13 protein-coding genes are annotated in these 19,361 nt (G+C 62.7%); all 13 read right to left on the bottom strand.

Annotated elements, in window-relative coordinates:
* Positions 1-5 precede the first annotated feature (5 nt).
* The 13 genes from GCN74_RS00660 to lptE all read right to left on the bottom strand — a co-directional run bounded on the left by GCN74_RS00660 (position 6) and on the right by lptE (position 19,361).
* The gene (locus GCN74_RS00660; RefSeq protein WP_152254862.1) at positions 6-1,940 is read right to left on the bottom strand and encodes an SLBB domain-containing protein; all 1,935 of its coding nucleotides are present in this window, start codon (positions 1,938-1,940) and stop codon (positions 6-8) included.
* A 56-nt stretch (positions 1,941-1,996) separates the two neighbouring features.
* The gene (locus tag GCN74_RS00655; RefSeq protein ID WP_413541513.1) at positions 1,997-4,888 is read right to left on the bottom strand and encodes a YjbH domain-containing protein; all 2,892 of its coding nucleotides are present in this window, start codon (positions 4,886-4,888) and stop codon (positions 1,997-1,999) included.
* A 425-nt stretch (positions 4,889-5,313) separates the two neighbouring features.
* Positions 5,314-6,018 (bottom strand): DUF4197 domain-containing protein, encoded by a 705-nt coding sequence (locus GCN74_RS00650; protein WP_152254860.1) that lies wholly within the window; start codon positions 6,016-6,018, stop codon positions 5,314-5,316.
* Positions 6,019-6,317: 299 nt separating this feature from the next.
* Positions 6,318-7,877: an SEL1-like repeat protein gene (locus tag GCN74_RS00645; protein ID WP_152254859.1), complete on the bottom strand. Its 1,560-nt coding sequence runs from the start codon at positions 7,875-7,877 to the stop codon at positions 6,318-6,320.
* A gap of 3 nt (positions 7,878-7,880) precedes the next feature.
* Positions 7,881-10,085 (bottom strand): EAL domain-containing protein, encoded by a 2,205-nt coding sequence (locus GCN74_RS00640; RefSeq protein ID WP_152254858.1) that lies wholly within the window; start codon positions 10,083-10,085, stop codon positions 7,881-7,883.
* A 5-nt stretch (positions 10,086-10,090) separates the two neighbouring features.
* Positions 10,091-12,244, bottom strand: a complete 2,154-nt coding sequence (locus GCN74_RS00635) for an HDOD domain-containing protein (protein ID WP_226938799.1) — start codon at positions 12,242-12,244, stop codon at positions 10,091-10,093.
* A gap of 204 nt (positions 12,245-12,448) precedes the next feature.
* Positions 12,449-13,729 (bottom strand): multidrug effflux MFS transporter, encoded by a 1,281-nt coding sequence (locus GCN74_RS00630; RefSeq protein ID WP_226938798.1) that lies wholly within the window; start codon positions 13,727-13,729, stop codon positions 12,449-12,451.
* 189 nt (positions 13,730-13,918) lie between these two features.
* Positions 13,919-15,121, bottom strand: a complete 1,203-nt coding sequence (locus GCN74_RS00625) for a THUMP domain-containing class I SAM-dependent RNA methyltransferase (RefSeq protein ID WP_413541512.1) — start codon at positions 15,119-15,121, stop codon at positions 13,919-13,921.
* A 162-nt stretch (positions 15,122-15,283) separates the two neighbouring features.
* Positions 15,284-15,898, bottom strand: coding sequence for a 2-hydroxychromene-2-carboxylate isomerase (locus GCN74_RS00620; RefSeq protein ID WP_152254856.1), 615 nt, complete (start codon positions 15,896-15,898; stop codon positions 15,284-15,286).
* Positions 15,899-15,908: 10 nt separating this feature from the next.
* Positions 15,909-16,346, bottom strand: a complete 438-nt coding sequence (locus GCN74_RS00615; RefSeq protein ID WP_034745744.1) for a CopD family protein — start codon at positions 16,344-16,346, stop codon at positions 15,909-15,911.
* Positions 16,347-16,430: 84 nt separating this feature from the next.
* Positions 16,431-17,702 carry a glutamate-5-semialdehyde dehydrogenase gene (locus tag GCN74_RS00610; RefSeq protein WP_152254855.1) on the bottom strand — a complete coding sequence of 424 codons (1,272 nt, stop codon included), beginning with the start codon at positions 17,700-17,702 and terminating at the stop codon, positions 16,431-16,433.
* Positions 17,703-17,725: 23 nt separating this feature from the next.
* Complete coding sequence (gene holA / locus GCN74_RS00605; RefSeq protein ID WP_152254854.1) at positions 17,726-18,742, bottom strand: DNA polymerase III subunit delta; 1,017 nt, start codon at positions 18,740-18,742, stop codon at positions 17,726-17,728.
* 10 nt (positions 18,743-18,752) lie between these two features.
* Positions 18,753-19,361: an LPS assembly lipoprotein LptE gene (lptE, locus tag GCN74_RS00600; RefSeq protein ID WP_152254853.1), complete on the bottom strand. Its 609-nt coding sequence runs from the start codon at positions 19,359-19,361 to the stop codon at positions 18,753-18,755.

The following is a 19,361-nucleotide window of genomic DNA, read 5'->3' as shown; positions in this document are numbered from 1 at the left end:
CCGTATCAATCTTTCAGCACTTTCAAACCAGCAGCACCTAGACCAAACTGATAGAAAATCGCAGTCCATTCCTTCAGACTCTGCATAAATGTGCTTCGGTCGATTTTCTCTGGCACCACAACGGTATCCCCTGGATTCAAGGCACTGCCACCGATACCGCTGAACCATCCGGTGCCTTGACCGCTTTGCGCCGTGCCGTCGGCACGAATGACATACATTTCGGATTTATCCGCATTCGCCGTAATGCCGCCGGCCTGTTGAACATAATCATTCACCGTCCGCTGTGGGCGGTAAACAAAGGCGTTTTGCTGGAATACCGAGCCAAGGACATCCACGGTGCCAGGGCGGCGCGGAATCAGGATGGAATCACCATCTTGCAGCGGCAAGTCCGGAAGATTTTTGACTTGCGTATCGACACCTGGCAGATCGAGGACGATACGGCCCTCCGCTTTAATGCTGCGCAGTTTTTGCGCGATACGACGCTGTTGTTCCACTTCGGCCGCAGCTTTCGCCGCACTCTCCCTGTCGCTGCTGGCGGCCATGCGCTGGGTTGCGTTCGATTCCAGGTCGCGCTCGAAACGGTCAGCCACCTGGTTCAGTTTGATTTGCTGTGCACGGCGCACAGACTCACGATTCAGCTGCGTGGCATACAGGTAGCCGTTTTCATTGGCGCCGCCAACGCGTGCAACCAGCTCGCGCAGGGTTTCGCCTTTCTTCAACAGAAAAATGCCGCTCTGCTTTGCTTCCCCGGCCACGCGCACGTATTCATTCTGGATTTGCGCCTGGACTGGGACGGCACCTGGCGCGAACACCCGCAGGATATCGGTAGGCTTGATCGCAATACCTGCCAACTGGCTATTGATCATGCCTTTATCGGCGGTCAACTCCACGACAGTCTTGTATTGGTTATCGACGTTTTTCTCGACGATCACTTGCTTCGTTTCCGCAGCAGAATCAAAACCGCCGGCCCAGCTTAACAAATCCGCCAGGCTGGAACTGCCTTTCAATTCGAAAATAGCCGGTTGCTTCACGCTACCCGTCAAGGCCACCAGCGGGCCCACTTCAGGAATATAGATCACGTCGCCATCACGCAGGGTGACGTCATGGCTCTTGTCACCCTTGACCAGCATGTCATACAGGTCGAACGTGGTAACGGTGTCCTTGCCGCGCTTGAGCTGGATATTGCGCATGCTACCGGTAGCGTCCGGACCACCCGAAGTAAACAGGGCGTTGAGCATGGAGCTCATGGAATTGAGGGTATAGGTACCGGGACGTACTGCATGGCCAACCACGTAGATTTGCACGGCGCGCGTTTGTGCGATGCTCGCCGTCAGGTCGAAATTGGTGTAGATCTTGCCAATGGCTTTCTTCAGGTAGCCCTGCAGGTCTTTGTATTGCACGCCGCTGACCTTGATGGAGCCGACGCGTGGGATGAAAATCGCACCGCTGCGGTCGACCGTGGCACTGACGTCGATATCGACCATGCCCCAGCCCCGCACCTGCAACTCGTCGCCCGTGCCGATCACGTATTCCTGGTTCACCTGGACGCCATCGAGCGGCGCAAAGGTGGCCGGTACGCCACTGAACAAATCCTTGCCGAAAATGCTCAGCTTTTTCCCCGTCACGCCATCAACGTACTCTTCAAAGGCGCCAACTGGCGCGTCCAGCGTCGCATCCATGCCGGTATCGGATACGGCGCGTTTGCTGGCGGTACTACCGGGCAAACCTTTCACCTGGCGCTGTTCACCACGCCCGCTGCGAATGCTGGGCAAGCCGCTGCCACCCATTTCGTTCGCCTGCACGCGTGCAAGATCCACGCGCGGCGTATCGCCCACGCCAAACTCCTGCTCGACGGCGAAGGAGGAGCCGGCGCCCAGCAGGCACGCCGAGAAAATCATGTGCTTCACGAAAGGGGGGGGAGTACGAAGTTGCTTTTTCATGCTGGTCTTTGTCTGGATGAATGATGTTGTATGAGTAAAGGGGGCGCCATGCGCGCTTAATACTTGCCCTGCCAGGTCACGCTGATTTCTTTCGGTCCGGGATTGATCGACAAACCCGATTTGCTCTGGTCGCGCTGCGCGTGCCACAGCCAGCTGCCCATGGCGTAGCCCAGGATGCCGCCGGCGACCGTGTCCGACACCCAATGTTTGCGTCCAAACACGCGGCCGGCGGAACCCACGGCAGCGACGCTGTACAACCAGGGCGCATCGTATTCCTTGGCAAACGGCGTCACGGCAGCAAAGCCGATCGCCGCATGCGCGGAAGGGAAGGAGGAATTCGAACGGGAACTGCTGCTGCCGACACGGCTCCACGCGCCGAGGTCTTCTTCTGGGCGGGCGCGGCCAAACGCATATTTGCCGGCCACGGCCAGGCCTGTTGCCGCGGCAACCGATTGCAGGGAAATGAGTCCCGTATTTTGCATGCGGTCATCACCCAGGGCGAAAGCAGCGGCAGCGGCGCCCACTGCCGCATACGGCATGGCCTTGCCCAGCTTGTCCCAGTTGCGGTAGACCTTGGAATCCTCGTGTTTCTTGACGAAACGGTCGACGGGTTTGTCGGCCAATGCGGAAGCCACCACCACGCCGCCGATCAGGGCCGTGGCCTTGACCCACTCGGCCGGTTGCGGCAAGGCAGAAGCCGACTGATCCAGCCGCGCGCGAAACGCTGGCCATGGGCTGACAAACGGCCGGTCCGGAGGATTGACGGCCGGCAGGTGCTGTTCGTCCGGGCGTTCGGCAAAGTTGCCCAGGCCATCGTAGCTGTGCATGTCGGCGCGCGGGCGCTCGAACATGTCATACAGGTCGCCCGGCGAAGCCACCATCTGCCCCACGTCGCGCGTCCATGGCGAGATGGCAAAGCCGGCCGTCGATTGCGTATCCATCGGCAACATACTGTTCAGCGGGACGGACAGGAAAACGCCACGGTCCTGATAGGGCTTCGATGGCGTACCGGGGCTGGTGATATCGTTGCCATTCGTATGCGTGTACCAGGCACCGACTTCGATGCCGGACTGGAAACGGCGCTTGAACTCCATGCGCACGCCCGTGTCTTTCGCCAGGAAGCGGCCGGCACGGGCCGTCACGGTAATGTCGTGCGGCAAGCGGTAATGCAGGGAACCGATCGCCGTCACCGTCTTGTAATCGCGCGAATCGAGCAAGCCCTTGTAGCCACGCTGCTGCAAGGCATCGACCGCCACGTCGGCCGCCCAGCGGCTATCCTTCGGCAGGTACAGCACCTGGCCGCCGACGCCGCGGAACATATCTTCATACAGGCCGGCCGACATGCGGGTATATACGCGTTCGGCGGGATTGTCATATTTGTTCAGCAGGACACGACTCAGCGAGAAACGCCCGCCGCGCAGGTATTCCGCCACATCGGTACGCACGTGCGGCAAATTGCTGTTCGATGGCTGCTTGACGCCCGATACCGTTTCCAGCAACTGCAGGCTGGCGGCGCTATTCAGGTACAGGCCGTCGCCCAGGCGGCGGTCATAGTTGGCGACCGCCGAGATCGAATAACGGAAGGCGCCGCTCGGGTCATTGAAGAAGAAGCCCACCTTGGGAGCGATCTTGAAACGGTTCGCTTCCCGGTCCAGCGATTTGATCTGCACCACGTCGCCATCGACGCCGACACCGACGGCCAGCTTGCCATCATCCTTGAGGACACTGGCAGCCTTGGCGGGAGCCGGCGCGGAAACGGCTGGAGTAGTTGCCGCTGGCGCAACGGTAGCAGGCGCACTGGCAGGAGCCGCCGCAAGTACCGGTGCTGGTGATGGTGCCGCGGCCACGACGGGCGCCGGCTTGTCGAGGAATTCCTGCAGCCAGCTTTGCTGATCATCGCGGATGACGTCGCTTTTCTCCGGATAACGCAGCAGGACGACGTCGAGGAAAGCCTTGCGGTCGATCTTGCCTGCCAGATAGTCGTTCAGTTTTGGCAGGTCAAAGAATTCGTAGGTGGCGATTGGCTGGTCCAGCTTGGTATACGTGATGCGCAGGGTCGTCACACCTTTCGGCGTGAAGGCGACGGCGGTGCGCGCGGCACGGCCAACGGCCCGGCCCATGTTCGAAATACGGCTGTTGGTCAGGCTCAGGCTGAGGATATTGCCCTCTTGCTCGACACGGATGTTCTTGTAGTCCTGCTTCACCAGGGCATTGACCAGGTCGGCGCCATATACGGCGTCGCGGTGCCATTCTTCCTTACTGGGCAGCGGCGGCGGATTCTTGTCGTCGATAAAATATGGTGGCTCGTACACCTTGGGGACGAACTCGCGTTCGCCAAATGGAATGCTGACATAGGCGTTCACGCTGAACTGGTCGCGGTTGCGTGCCGCCTGCAGGGCAAGCCAGCCCCAGCGGTATTCCAGGCCCACGGAAGCACCCTTGCGGCGCTTGCCGGCATTCGTTTCGCTGGCACGGAAGTCGCGCAGATAATTGGTCGTGTCGTACTCGGCCACCACCGACCAGCGCGGCAATGCGGCCGGGGTCCAGCGCGCGCCGGCAAACACGCCGTCCGGGCGCTTATGGGCATAGCCGAGACTCGCTTCAATATTCTTGCTGGCGCCAAAAGTCTTGGTGGCAACAACATATTGCCCCTTGAACAACTCGGTGCCAAACAGATCCGTCATGCCGACGGCGACCGACGGCATCCACTCCGATTCGCTCCACAGGCGCAGTTTGCCGTCGACGACCTTATCCTTGTAGCGGCCATAGCCACTGCCATATTCACCGGGCGTGTTGGTAAAACCGGGAATACCCGTGATCGACACATAACGTCCCGTCATTTGCAGGAAGGGCAGGATATTCGCCGTGGCCCACAACTGGCCGTACGGGCTGTCATAGCTATACCCGACGCTGAAGGTCCCGTCCGTCTCCACCACGGCGCTGGGCATATTGATATACCCGGATTGGCCACCATGATTCGGAGTGGCGGCCATCGCCGAAGGCGCGCCAAGCACCAAGCAACCACACCAGGTATATTTAATTGATTTTCTGAGTACGCTTAACAAATCCGGCTACCTAAAATATCCTGCACCTGGAATTCCTGACAATGTATTCAGAAAATCAATGAGCTTGGGGAAACGTGAATGAAACGAAAAAAGGCCAACCGACGGGCATCTCGCAATGCCACGCATCAGTTCGCCGCTAAAACCAGGCAATCCTGGGCAGTTGATAGTTGCTTGAGCATGCCTCAGGAATTTATGTCGCAGAATTTTAACATTGTTTTCTTGTAGCAAATGCTTAACTTGTTTCCCTTGCGCCACACCTGTCTGTGCGGCGCAAGCACCGCCTGTCCCCCTGCGACAGGCCTACACACTCACTTCAAACTGCCAAACACTTTGCCGATAATCTTGCTGCCATATTCAAGCGGATTACTGCGGATGGCTTTTTCTTCCTCGCCGATCATCAGGTACAGACCGTCCAGCGCGCGGTCGGTGACGTAAGCTTCCACCGTCGATTGCTGCTGCGGCACCAGGCCCGTCTTGCCGATCTGGCTCATGGTGCTGTTGTATTTGCTGGCCAGGCCGGAACGGTCGGTGACGGATTTCACGATGGGCAGGAATTTGACGGCCAGGGGCGCGGATGTTTTCTGGCGGAAGAAGTCCGTCACCGAAGTATCGCCACCGGACAGGATATTTTTCGCATCCGTCACGCTCATCGACTTCACCGCATCGAGCAGCAAGGGCTTGGCCATGGGCACGGCAGACTCGGCGGCACGGTTCATCGCCACCACCAGATCGTCCAGCTGCTGGCCGCGCCCCGTCATCTTCAGCAAGGGCTTGGCTTGCTCCAGGATGCCGGGCAGCTTGATTTTCACCTTGTCGTTATTCAGGAATCCGTTTTCAACGCCCAGCTTGGCTACGGCAGCGGCGGAGCCGGCGTCCAGCGCCGCCTTCAAGCCACTGCTGGCCTCCTGATTGGTCAGGGCCGCGAGCGGGTTGGCCGCGAATGCCATGGACGAGCTCAACGCCGCAGCGCACAACAGGGCAACGGGGCGAGCGGGGAGGAATTTCGGGCGCATAATCATCCTTTGTTTAAAAGCCGGTGGCGCATCGGGCGATTCGTGAACCCTTAGCATAGCAAACCACGGCGGCGCCGGCACTTTTGTCGCTGAAGAAATATACGTGTGTACCGGCGCGGGAGCGCACGATACAACAAATCCTGTTGTATCCACGCACGCTTGGACGGTGCCGCATGGTATGGATGGGAGGGGGTGGCGCGCGCCAGCGGGCGAAAGATGCCTGCGGATCAACGAAACAGCTGCCTGCATGGCCCGGCACGCCCGTTTCGCACAGGAAATGCCGCGATATGCAATCGATGTTAATCGGCCAGTGCTGCCAGGCGCTGGCGCACCTGCATCAAGTCTGTCTCGCGCATGCGCGCCGCCGTCTGGCGCAAGGATTTTTCCGCGCCGGCCACGCCGGCCGCCGCCGCCATCGACAGCCAGATATACGCCTGCTGCAAATCGAGCGGACCACCCTGGCCGCTGGCCGCCATCAAGCCCAGGTTCATTTGCGCCCGTGCATGGCCCTGGCGCGCGGCCAGCGCATACCAGTCCCAGGCGGCGGCATAATCCTGCGGCACGTCCTGGCCATTGTCGTGCCGCAAGCCCAGCGCAAACTGGGCCAGGCTGTGCCCCTGCGCGGCGGCGCGGCAATAACAGGCGCAAGCCAGCTGGCTGTCGGGCGCGGGGCCGTCGTCACGGTCGTGCAGCACGCCCTGCATGTATTGCGCCGGCGCATAATCCTGCTCGGCGGCGCGGCGGTACCATTCCAGCGCCAGCGCCAGATCCTGCGGCACGCCCTGGCCATGTTCATGGCGCAGGCCCAGGTCGAACTGCGCCCGCACATGCCCCTGGTCGGCCGCCTTGCGGTACCAGAAGATGGCTTCCTGCGCATCGGCAGGCATGCCCTGCCCATGCTCATGCAGCAGTCCCAGCTGATACTGCGCCGCGGGAAAACCCTGCCCCGCCGCCTGGCGGTAGAACACCTGCGCCCGCGTATAGTCCTGCGCGCCATGTTCATGGTGCAGGCCCAGGTTGTGCTGGGCCGCCGCGTGCCCCTGGCCCGCCGCCTTCACGTACCACTCGAGGGCCGCCTGTTTATCGCAGGGCACGCCCTGGCCATTGTCGTAGATCAGGCCCAGGTTGAACTGCGAACTGGCGTGCCCCTGCTCGGCCGCGCGCCGGTACCAGGCGATCGCCTGCCCGCTGTCCTGCGGCAGCACGTCGCCATTTTCATAGCGCAGCGCCAGGTTGAACTGGGCCGGCGCGTAGCCCTGCTCGGCCGCCTTGCGCATCCAGGCGCTCGCCTGCTGACGGTCCTGGCGCACGCCCTGGCCATTGTCGTAGCGCAGGCCCAGGTTGAACTGGGCCCGCGCATACCCCTGTTCGGCCGCCTTGCGGTACCAGGCGATGGCTTGCACGAAGTCCTGCGGCACGCCCTTGCCATTGTCATACATCATGCCCAGATTGTTTTGCGCGCCCGCGTCGCCCTGCTCTGCCGCGCGGCTGAACCACAGCATGGCTTGCCCGCTGTCTTGCGCGATACCCTGGCCCTTGGCGTACAGCCAGCCCAGGTTGTACTGCGCCGCCGCGTAGCCCTGCTCGGCCGCCTGCTGGTACCAGTGCGCGGCCTGCACGAAATCCTGCGGCACGCCCTGTCCCTTCTGGCACATCACGCCCAGGTTGTATTGCGCGTGCTCGAGTCCCTGCGCGGCAGCCAGGCCATACCAGTGCAATGCCAGCGCATAGCTTTGCTCGATACCCTGGCCATTGAAATACATGAAGCCCAGGCTGTGCTGGGCGTTCGCGTTGCCCTTCTCCGCCAGTCCTTTCAGGCGCAGGTAGTCAGCCGTGTAGCGGGGATCTGCAGGCGGCATGGATCAGGCCTCGATGGCCAGCGGCTGCGGTTCGCCCGGCGCGGCACCGGCGATCAGGCGGTTCTGCTCCTGCAGCACGCCGATGAAACTGCCCAGCGAAATGGGCCGGTGGTACAGATAGCCCTGCATCGTGGTGCAGCCCTTGTCCTGCAGGTAGCGCGCCTGGCCTTCCGTTTCCACGCCTTCGGCAATCAGGTGCAGGCCCAGTCCGCGCGCGATGGAAATGATGGCCAGGATGACGGGATAGTGCCCGTGTTCGTCGTGGATTTCCTTCACAAACGACTGGTCGATCTTGATCGTGTGGATGGGGAAGCGGTGCAGATACGACAGCGAGGAATAGCCGGTGCCGAAATCGTCGATGGCGACCGACACGCCCAGCTGGCACAGCTTGTTCAACTGCTCGATCGCATACTGCGGATTGCGGATGCAGATGTTTTCCGTGATTTCCACTTCAATCTTTTCCGGCGCGATGCCATAGCGCGTCAGCGCGCCGCGCATCTTTTCGAAAAAGTCGCCCCGGTCCAGGTATTGCGGCGACAAATTGAGCGACAGGCGCACGGCTTCGCCGCCGGCCGCGTTCCACTGCACCAGATCGCGGCACAGGGCGCCCAGCATCCAGTCCGAGATCGGCAGCATCAAGCCGTTTTCCTCGGCGAACGGCAGGAATTCGCCGGCCGTCAGCAAGCCCCGTTGCGGGTGGTTCCAGCGCATCAGGCCTTCGGCGCCGACGATGCGGCCCGTCATCACATCGACCTGCGGCTGGTAATACATCTCCAGCTGGTTCAGCTCCAGCGCCTTGCGCAGGCTCTGCTCGAGCGCGATCTTCTGGTGCGACACGTCGAGCATGGACTCGTGATAAAAACTGTGGCCGTTCTTGCCCAGCGCCTTGACCTGGTACATGGCGATGTCGGCATGGCGCAGCAGTTCGTCGATGGTCTCGCCGTCGCCCGGATAGATGGCGATGCCGATGGAGGCCGAAATATGCACCTGGTTGCCATCGAGGTCGAAGGGCTGGTGCAGGCATTCGAGGAACTTGTCGGCGATCAGGCGCGCATCCTGGCGGTCGCGCAGTTCGGGCAGCACGATGGTGAATTCATCGCCGCCCTGGCGCGCCAGGGTATCGCCGCGGCGCAGGCAATCCTTCAGCCGCAGCGCCACCTGCTGCAGCAGCTCGTCGCCCTTCACGTGGCCCAGGGTATCGTTGACCAGCTTGAAGCGGTCCAGGTCGATGAACATCACGGCCAGCTCCGTCAGCTTGCGCCGCGCCTGGATCACGGCCAGCCCCAGGCGGTCCTTGAACAGCATGCGGTTCGGCAAGTCCGTCAGGATGTCGTGGTAGGCCTGGTAGGAGATGACTTCCTCGGCGCGCTTGCGGTCGGTGATGTCGCGCGCCACGCCGTAGGTGCCGAAGTATTCCTGTTTGCGCGCTTCGTGATCGAGGCTGTGCATGCCGATCGAATTGAGCGGGATCGTCATCAGCGTGTTGTTGAAGGTACGGTCGCTGCCGCTGCCGCTATGGCACTTCAGGCGCAGTTCCACATTGCGCGAGGCGCGCTCGTCGAGGCGGCGCTCGTTGAAGGCATAGCGCGCCCGCTCCTGGTCTTCATCGTGGACGAGGATCGAGTAATGGCTGCCGATCAGCTCTTCGCGGCTAAAGCCCAGCAACTGGTGCACCCGGTCGTTGATGAAGGTGATGCGGCCTTCGTGGTTCAGGGTATAGATGATGTCGGGCGAGCTGTCGACCAGGTAGCGGTACATCTTTTCCGAGTTTTCCAGCTGCAGCGCGATGCGCTCGTTCTCCAGCGCCAGCTTGCGCTTTTGCAGCGCGTTCTCCACCGTCTTGAGCAGCTCTTCGCGGCTGTAGGGCTTGCGCAGATAATCGTAGGCGCCGCGTTTCAGGGCGCCGATGGCCGCCTCGATGCCAACGTCGCCGCTCATGACGATCACGTCGCCCTCGATGCCGCGCCGGTTGATGTGGTCCATGATTTCATGGCCGCTCATGTCGGGCAGGCGCAGGTCGAGCAGGATCAGGTCGAAGCGCAGTTTCGACAACTGCGCCAGCGCCTCGCTGCCGCAGGTGGCCGTGTACAGCTGGTAGCCGCGGTCCTTCAGCAATTCGTGGAGGGAGGCGAGCAAACGGGGCTCGTCATCGACGAGCAGGATGCGCGGACTGTTTTCCAGGTCAAATGGAATGGCGGAGGAGTTCATGGACGTTACGAAGACAGGGCGGTATTGCCGGGGGCGGGCAGCGCGGCTGCAGCGGCCGCCGGCAAGGGAATGGGCAGCAGGATTTCAAACGAGGTGCCGGACTTGCTGCTGCGGCAGCCGATCACGCCATGCAGGCGGGTCACCAGGTCATGCACGATGGACAGGCCTAGGCCGTGATGCGCGCCTTCCTTGTTGCTGCGCACGGGAGAAAACAGATTGGCCAGCACTTCCGGCGCCAGGCCGGCGCCATTGTCGCTGACGCACAGTTCCAGGTACAGGCGGCGGTCGCGGTTGACGTGGCCACGGTTCGCCACTTCGATGCGTCCGCCATCGGGCAGGGCTTCGACGGCGTTTTTCAGCAGATTGAGCAGGATTTGCTTGAGCATGTCGGCATCGGCCTCCACCTCGCATGGCGCATCCTGCATGCGCGTGACCACTTCGATCTTCGGCGGCAGGAAATCGGTGGCGCGGAACAGGCGCAGCACGTCGTCGACCACGCGCGCGCAATCGGTGACGCCACTGGCCGCCACCGGCTGCAAATCGGCCAGGCCGCTGATCAACTGGCCGACCCGGTCGATTTCCTCGTTCAGGATCGACATCTCGCCCGTGACCGGCTCCTGCTTCTCCAGCTTGTGATCGAGCACGCTCAGGTAGTTCTTGATGATGGACAGCGGGTTATTCACTTCATGCACGACGCGGCGCGATGCGGCGCGGTATTCCTCGGCCACGTGATCCAGCTGGCGCCGCGCCAGGCCGCGCGCGCTGATGGCCGTTTCCAGCGCCGTGGCGGCCTGGTTGGCATACGCGCGCAGGAAACCCTCGCGCTTCTGGCAGGCGGGAATCTGCCACGCCGCCACGCCCCCGATCAGCACGCCCAGGCTGCGCTGGCCCGACGCCAAAGGCACGCAGACCAGACTGTCCGTGCCGAGAATGCGGAACAGCTGCTCCTCGACGATGCCCAGCGCCGGCATGTCGCGCTTTAAAAACGCCTGCTTGCATTCCAGGGCCGACGCGGCCAGCGGACCGCCCTTCGCCAGCGGGATCGAAAAGCCGGCCAGGCGCTGCTGATGTTCGCCCGCCGCCACGCCCACCAGCGCATGGCCGGTGGGGTTTTGCAGCAGGATGACGGCCGTGTCGAAGTCGAACAGGATGCGGGCCGAGCGCGTAATGGCTTCCAGCAGGCTGCTCTCGCCCTGCTGGCGGGCAAAAGTCTGCCCCACTTCGGACACCAGCACCATGTTGCGCACTTCGTCGGACAGGCGCTGCTGCACCGGATCGACGGATGGCGGCGCATACGCGGGCGGCGTGACGATATCGTCCGCGCCGGCCAGGTCGATGCCAAGGTGCTGCGCGGCCTGCTCCACCTGGCGCGCCACGCTGCCCGCCAGCTCTTCCAGCACCGCGACGTCCAGCGCGCACAGGCTTGCTGCCTGCGCGATCGACTCCGCATCGTCGGCATGGCTGCACAGCAGATGCGCCAGGCGCACGATGCGGATCAGGGGATGGCTCGCTTCCAGGCGCGCCAGCGGTTCATGGTGATACAGCACGCTGTCGGCCAGGAAGGAATCGAGATGCCAGCGTTCGATCAGCCAGGCGCCCGCTTCGGCATGCGTGATCTGCAGGGTGCGCTGCTCCACCGCGCACAGGGCGGCATCGTCGCGCGCCGTGAAATTGAACGCGTATTCCTTTGGCGCCGTGGCCAGCAAGGCCAGGCGGCCCACGTTGTGCAGCAAGCCCGCCAGATACGCTTCCTCGGCGTGCGGATAGGCCATGGCCTTGGCCAGCGCGCGCGCCATGACGGCAGCCGATAGCGAACTTTTCCAGAAGGCGCGCAAATCCGTGCTGCCGGAATGGGGAAAGCTGTTAAAGGTCTGGAAGACGGACTCGCTGATGACCAGGGTCTTGATCATGTCCGTGCCCAGCGACACGAGCGACTGTTCCAGGCTGACGACCTTGCCCTGGCGGTGGTAGGCCGAGCTGTTGGCCACGCCGAGGATCTTGCTGGTCATGCCCGCATCCTTGGCAATCAGGGCAGCCAGCTCCGGCATGCCGGCATCGTCGGCCTGCAGGTGGGCGACCAGCTTGATGAGGATCTGCGGCATGGCCGGCAGGCGGGCAATCAGCAGGCGATTGCGAATATCGTGATCAGATTGATGCATCGTATCAGGCATTGCCGGTTCGATAAGGAAGAGCGCTCAGCAGCGAAGCGCGGCCACGTTCAGAGGAATCCTCCACTCCTGTAACCCAAAAATAGACTGCCTGAGAGGATGCCGGGAAAAAAAGTCATCTTATCATAAGCGTCGGCTATTACTTGCAATATAGAAAATTAAGTTGAAATAAATCTAGCGTTCCGCCATGGAAACTTATGCCTTGATGGCACCAAGTAACCGGTGGCGGAAGCGCCGCGAGAGCAGCCACAGCGCCAGTGCCAGCGCCGTAAACCCCAGCTGGCCCGACGCCAGCCACAGCACGGAGCCGGACAGCAGCGGCGAGATCACGCCGGCCACCACGGCACCGAGCAAGGTGCTGGCGAACGACTGGCACGAGGCGACGGTGCCGCGGATATGCGGGAACAGATCCAGCGCCAGCAAGGTCGCGCCCGGCCCCACCAGCGACATGCCGAAGGTGTAGAAGAACAGGGGCAGCACCGACCAGGGCAGCGATGGCGGCAGGAACAGATGGTACACGACATTGACGCTGGCCGCGCACAGCAGGAAGGCGAAGCCGATGCCGATCTGGCGCGCGAACGTGACCTTGCCGGCAATGCGGTTGGCCGCCAGCGCCCCCATGAAAATCCCGCTCACGCACGGGATAAACAGCCAGCCGAACTGCGATGGCCCCAGGTGCAGCTGCTTGGGCAGCATTTCCGGCGCGGCCGTGATGAACAGGAACAGGCCCGCGAAATTGAGGGCGACGATACCGGCCTTGATGTGAAACAGGGGCGAGCGCAGGATCTGGCCATAGCTCGACGCCAGGAAGCGGGGATTGAAGGGCTGGCGCTTTTCCGCCGGCAGGGTTTCGGGCAGGCGCCAGTAGCAGAACGCCAGCAGGACCACCGTGTAAAAGGCGAGGAACAGGAAGATCGAGCGCCAGTCGAACCAGATGACGATCCAGCCGCCGAGAATCGGCGCCACGGCCGGGGCGATGGAAAAGATCATCGTCACCAGCGACAGCAAACGGGCCGCCGCCGCATCGGAATACAGATCGCGGATGATGGCGCGGCTGATCACCACGCCGGCACCGGCCGACACGCCCTGCATGATGCGGAAGAACCACAGATAGTGCACCGTGTGCGCCGAAGCGCAACCGAGCGAGCCGATGGAAAACATCAGCAGGGACACGAGAATGACGTTGCGCCGGCCGAAGGTGTCCGAGATCGCGCCATGCCATAGCACCATGCCGGCAAAAGCCAGCATGTAGAACGTCAGCGACTGCTGCACTTCCAGCGGCGACGCCTGCAGCGAACCCTGGATCGCGCCAAAGGCAGGCAGGTAGGTGTCGATCGACAGGGGGCCCAGCATCGACAGGCCGGCCAGCATCATGGCCAGCGCGCCGCGGCTCAAAGGCGCCATGTGGCTCGGTGTGGGAGGCGGAACGGGCGTGACCGGGTCGGGCGGCACATCGGCCGGAGGGGTGGGAAACATGGTAGATCCAAAGTGGCGCGCGGACCGGCGTCGGACAGCGCGAGGTGCTGCGTTACTACAAACGTCTACAGACTCCAAAATAGCTGATAAAACCGTCGCGAGCGGAAGGGAGAGGTGGCCGAGAAGCGCAGCCGTACACCAGTACGGCGAGCATCACAGGCTGCCTATCCCGACGCACAGCAGGTTTGATCAGTTATTTTTGGGTTTGGCTTCTTCGCGGCGGTTGTAGCCGGCGACCATATCGAAACGGAACAGACGGCATTCCAGCGCGCCGTTGAAGAATGGCGTCTTGCGCGCTTCCTTCAGACGCAGCAGCTTGGGCAAGCCCAGGTCGGCCGTAAACAGGAACACGGTCCAGCCGGCGAAACGCTGCTTCAGGGTCGTGCCCATGGCCGAATAGAAGGACGTCGACAGTTCATCTTCCGGAATGGTGCTGTCGCCGCGCACGCCGATACGCTCGCCGTAAGGCGGGTTGGTCAGCATGATGCCCGGCACGTCGCTTGGCGGCTTGACTTCCTGCGCCTCGATCTGTTTCAGCGGCACCTCGAAGCGCACGCCCGCGCAACGCAGGTTGTGGCGCGTCATCGCCACCATGTCGCCCGAGATGTCGCTGCCGAAAATGGTCGGCTCGGCCGGCAGCGGATTGACCTTGATGGCGTTTTTCATGGCATTCCATGGCGCCGGATCGAAGTCGTGGAAGTTTTCAAAGGCGAACTGGCGCGCAGCGCCCGGCGGAATGCCTTGCAGCATCTGCGCCGCTTCGGCCAGGATGGTGCCGGAACCGCACATCGGGTCGAACAGCACCATGCCCGGCTTCCAGCCCGACACGCGCAGCAAGCCGGCGGCCAGATTTTCGCGCAGCGGCGCGTCGCCCGTCTCTTCGCGCCAGCCGCGCTTGAACAGGGCTTCGCCCGAGGTGTCGAGATACACGGTAAACGTGTGCGCGTCGAGGAAGCCGACGATGCGCATGTCCGGCGTCTTGGTGTTGACCGACGGACGCTCGTTGAACTGGTCGCGGAAGCGGTCGCAGATCGCATCCTTGATCTTCAATGTCGTGAATTCCAGGCTGCGCAGCGGCGATTTCACGGCCGTGACGTCGACGCGGATCGTGTGGTGCACGCCGAACCAGTCTTCCCAGGCTTGCGCCAGGGTCAGGTCATAGATATCGTTTTCCGTCTTGTAGCCGGAATGGGCCATGCGCATCAGCACGCGCGAAGCAATGCGCGAATGCAGGTTGATGCGGTAGGAATCGAGCAGGTCGCCCGAGCAGTGTACGCCGCCCGGCACCTGGTTGTGGACCTTCATGGTCGAACTGTCCTGGGCGATCTCGCCCAGCTCTTCGGCCAGCGCCGCTTCCATGCCGCGCGGGCATGGGCAAAAATATGAAGCCATGATTAGGATACCTTTTATCCGTTAAAAAACACGTTCAATGAAGACCCCTGAAAAAGGCCGGGGTCGGACCCTGAGGGGGGATGCGCCCCAGTGGGGCACATCCCGATCCTGCGGGGACCGACCCCAGTTCTGCTCTTGGGCTTACTAACTACTCTCTACAAACTACTTCTCCAGCGCGCGCTCGACGAAGTCGAGACGATCCTGGCCCCAGAAGCCTTCGCCATCGACGATGTACCACGGCGAGCCGAAGACGGAAGCGGCAGTCGCTGCCTCCGTGTTGGCGTCGTATTCGGCCTGCACGCTGGCCGTCTCCGACGTCTTGAGCAACTGGCGGCCATCGAAGCCGGCGTCGACGGCGATCTGCACCAGCGTCTCTTCGTCGCCGATGTTGCGCTCTTCGGCCCACAGTCCCCGCATGATGGCGTGCGCCAGGTTCAGCGACGCCTCCACGCCATGCGCCAGGCGCGTGGCGATGATCAGCTTGGCCGACGCTTCCGGCGACACGGGAAAGAACTTCGGCTGCAGATTCAAAGGCACTTGCAAGAAGGCCGACCAGCGCGCCAGTTCGGCAAGGCGATACGCCTGGCGCTGCGGCGCGCGCTTGGCCAGCGGCAGGCCGCCCGACACGCTGAAGACCTTGCCCAGGTCGAAGGGCCGCACGTCGATCTGCGCGCCCGTCTTCGCGGCGATGGCCATCAGGCGCGCGTGGCCCAGGTAGGTCCATGGCGAGTGGGGCGCGAAGAAATACTGCACGACTTTGCTCTGGCTTGCACTCATCTCGACTCCCTTAGAAAGGCTTGACCACGACCAGCACGACGACGGCCAGCAGCATCACCACCGGCACCTCGTTAAACCAGCGGAACCAGGTGTGGCTGCGCTTATTGAGACCTTTTTCGAACTTGCGCAGGATGGAACCGCAGGCGTGGTGATAGCCGAGCAGCAGCACCACGAACGTCAGCTTGGCGTGCATCCAGCCCGGCATCTTCATGCGGCCTTCGCCTCCGCCGTACAACATCCACATCAACGCCAGGCCCAGCACCATGGCCGGCAGCGCCAGCAGGGACATGAAACGGTACAGCTTGCGCGCCATCAGCAACAGCCGCTCGGTCGCCACCGTTTCCGTCTCCATCGCCAGGTTCACGAAAATGCGCGGCAAGTAAAACAGGCCGGCGAACCAGGACATGACGAAGATAATGTGGAAGGCTTTGGTCCAAAGAAAGAGCATGGGGGTCCCAGTGTCAGAGAGCTACAGAAATGAGAGCACGGGCCACCTCGTGGGCCGCCCGCGAACGCGTATTACCTACGTTTCTTACTTGCGCACTTCGCCGTGGCCAAAGACCACGTATTTGAGCGAAGTCAGGCCTTCCAGTCCCACCGGACCGCGCGCATGCAGCTTGTCGTTCGAAATGCCGATCTCGGCACCCAGGCCATATTCGAAGCCGTCGGCGAAACGCGTCGAGGCATTCACCATCACGGAAGCGGAATCGACTTCGCGCAGGAAGCGCAGCGCATCGCTGTAGTCTTCCGTGATGATGGCTTCCGTGTGTTTCGACGAATACCGGTTGATGTGGTCCATCGCTTCGTCGATGCCGTCGACCACTTTTATCGACAGGATGGCGGCCAGGTATTCGGTGCGCCAGTCTTCCTCGGTGGCGGGCACCAGATGCGGATAGGCAGCGGCGGCCAGGATCGCATGGCTTTCCGGATCGGCGCGCAGTTCCACCTGCTTGGTCAGGTACAGTTCCGCCAGCTGCGGCAGCACGACAGGCGCGATGGCGCGCGACACCAGCAGGGTTTCCATGGTGTTGCAGGTGCCATAGCGGTGACACTTCGCGTTGAAGCCGATCTCCAGCGCTTTTTTCAGATCCGCCTTGGCGTCGATGTAGACGTGGCAGATGCCGTCGAGATGCTTGATCATCGGCACGGTGGCCTCGTCCATCAGGCGCGCGATCAGTCCTTTGCCGCCGCGCGGCACGATGACGTCCACGTACTGCGGCATGGTGATCAGGGCGCCGACGGCGGCGCGGTCGGTGGTATCGATGACCTGCACGGCATCGGCCGGCAGGCCTGCCCCCAGCAGCCCTTCCTGTACCAGCTTGGCCAGCGCGCGGTTGCAGTGAATCGCTTCCGAACCGCCGCGCAGGATCGTCGCGTTGCCGCTCTTGATGCACAGGCCAGCCGCGTCCACCGTCACGTTCGGCCGCGCTTCATAGATGATGCCGATGACACCCAGCGGTACGCGCATCTGTCCCACCTGGATGCCCGTCGGGCGGAATTTCATGTTCGAGATTTCACCGATCGGATCGGCCAGCGCGACGATCTGCGTCAAGCCTTCGACCATGGTGGCGATGGCGGCGTCGGACAGGGTCAGGCGGTCGAGCATGGCCGGCGCCAGGCCGGCGGCGGCCGCCGCATCGAGGTCGCGCTGGTTGGCCGCGCGCAGCAGGTCCGCATCGCGCACGATGGCGGCGGCGATCAGGCTCAAGGCGCGGTTGCGCGTGGCGCTGTCGGCACGCGCCATGGCGCGCGACGCGGCGCGTGCGCGCGTGCCCACGTCCTGCATATATTCTGTGATGTCCATGCTCGTATCCATATAGTAAAAAACTAGCCTCGGGCGATCTTCAGGCCCAGCTGCAGCATGGCATCCCAGGCATCGCCCGCGTAGCCCTTGGCGCGCAAGCCCTTGATCATCTTGTCCACCTGCGCCGCCTGCTGCAGCGCCGCTTCCAGCACGGGCAGCGAAATGCGCCGCAGGGCCGGCTCCATCATCCGCTCGCGCGGTCCCCAGATGCGGTACTCCTTCAGCAGCGCGCCCAATGGACGCCCTTGTGCCATGCCGGCCTTCAATTTTAACAGCGTGCGGATTTCCTCGGAGACGGCCCACAAGACCAGCGGCAGCGCCTCGCCCTCGCCCTTCAAGCCTTCGAGCATGCGCACCAGGCGCGCCGGATCGCCGGCCAGCATGGCTTCGGACAGCTTGAAGACATCGTAGCGGGCCACGTTCAGCACCGCGTCCTGCACTTGCTCGTACGTCAGCTTGCCCGCAGCATGCAGCAAGCCCAGTTTCTGGATTTCCTGGTGCGCCGCCAGCAGATTGCCCTCCACCCGTTCGGCGATGAAGTCGATGCTGGCCCGTTCGGCGCTCTGCCCCTGCGCGGCCAGGCGCTGGGATATCCAGACCGGCAATTGCGCCCGTTCCACATTCGGGATGTCGATATACACGGCCGCCTGCTGCAGGCTGGCCACCCACGCCGCCTTCTGCGTGGCCCAGTCCAGCTTGGGCAAGGTGATCAGGGTCAGGTTGTCGGGACTGAGGTTTTTCGCATAGCTTTGCAGCGCCGCGCCGCCGTCCTTGCCCGGCTTGCCGGTGGGGATGCGCAGTTCGATCAGTTTTTTATCGCCAAACAGCGACAGTTCCTGGTTCGCCGCCAGCAGTTCGCCCCACTTGAAGCTGCGCTCTACCGTCAGCACGTCGCGCTCGGAGTAACCCTGCGCGCGCGCCGCGCGGCGGATCTTGTCGGCCGCTTCCAGCGCCAGCAAATGTTCATCGCTGGTGATCACATACAGCTGCGCCAGCGGCTTGGCCACATGCCCGTCGAGCGCGTCTATCCGCAATTGCATGGCGTCCCCGTTACTGCTGCGGGGCGGCCGGCGCGACCGGCGTCACGGGCGCCACTGGCGCCACCGACATGGCCGGCAGCACCGGCTTGATGGCGGCCAGGCGGCGCATGATCTGCTGCACCAGGTCGTTGCGCATGTCGCGGTACAGCGCCGCTTCCTCGGTTTCCTTGGCCAGCACCTGCGACTCGTCGAAGGTGATCGGACGCACCAGGCTGATGGTGGTCGGTGCCAGCAACTGGTTGCCGGCCTTGTCGAGGACGCGGAAGTTGATCGAATAGCCGAGCTGGTATTCCTGCACCCGGCCATTTTTGTTCAGCGACAGAATGGTCTTGGTACGGTTCCTCTCCGGGTCGCTGAGCACTTCAAGCACGGCGTCGGCGCCATCCTTGGTGTTCACCACCTCCGTGCTGCCGATGGCGCGGATATAGCGCTTCAGGCCGATCGCCAGCGGCGACGTATCGGGCAAGCCGATATACATCGTCGCGAACGGCAGCATGAAACTGCCGTTCGAACCGCGCAAGTGAAAGCCGCAGGCCGACAACAGCAGGGTCAGGGCGATGGCCAGCATGGCGCGCCATGCGCGCCCGCCCAGCAGCGATACGGAAGAGGAGGTCGTCAT

The organism is Janthinobacterium sp. FT14W, assembly GCF_009208755.1.
Taxonomy (GTDB): Bacteria; Pseudomonadota; Gammaproteobacteria; order Burkholderiales; family Burkholderiaceae_D; genus Janthinobacterium; species Janthinobacterium violaceinigrum.
This window is presented reverse-complemented; position numbering and strand designations above follow the sequence as displayed.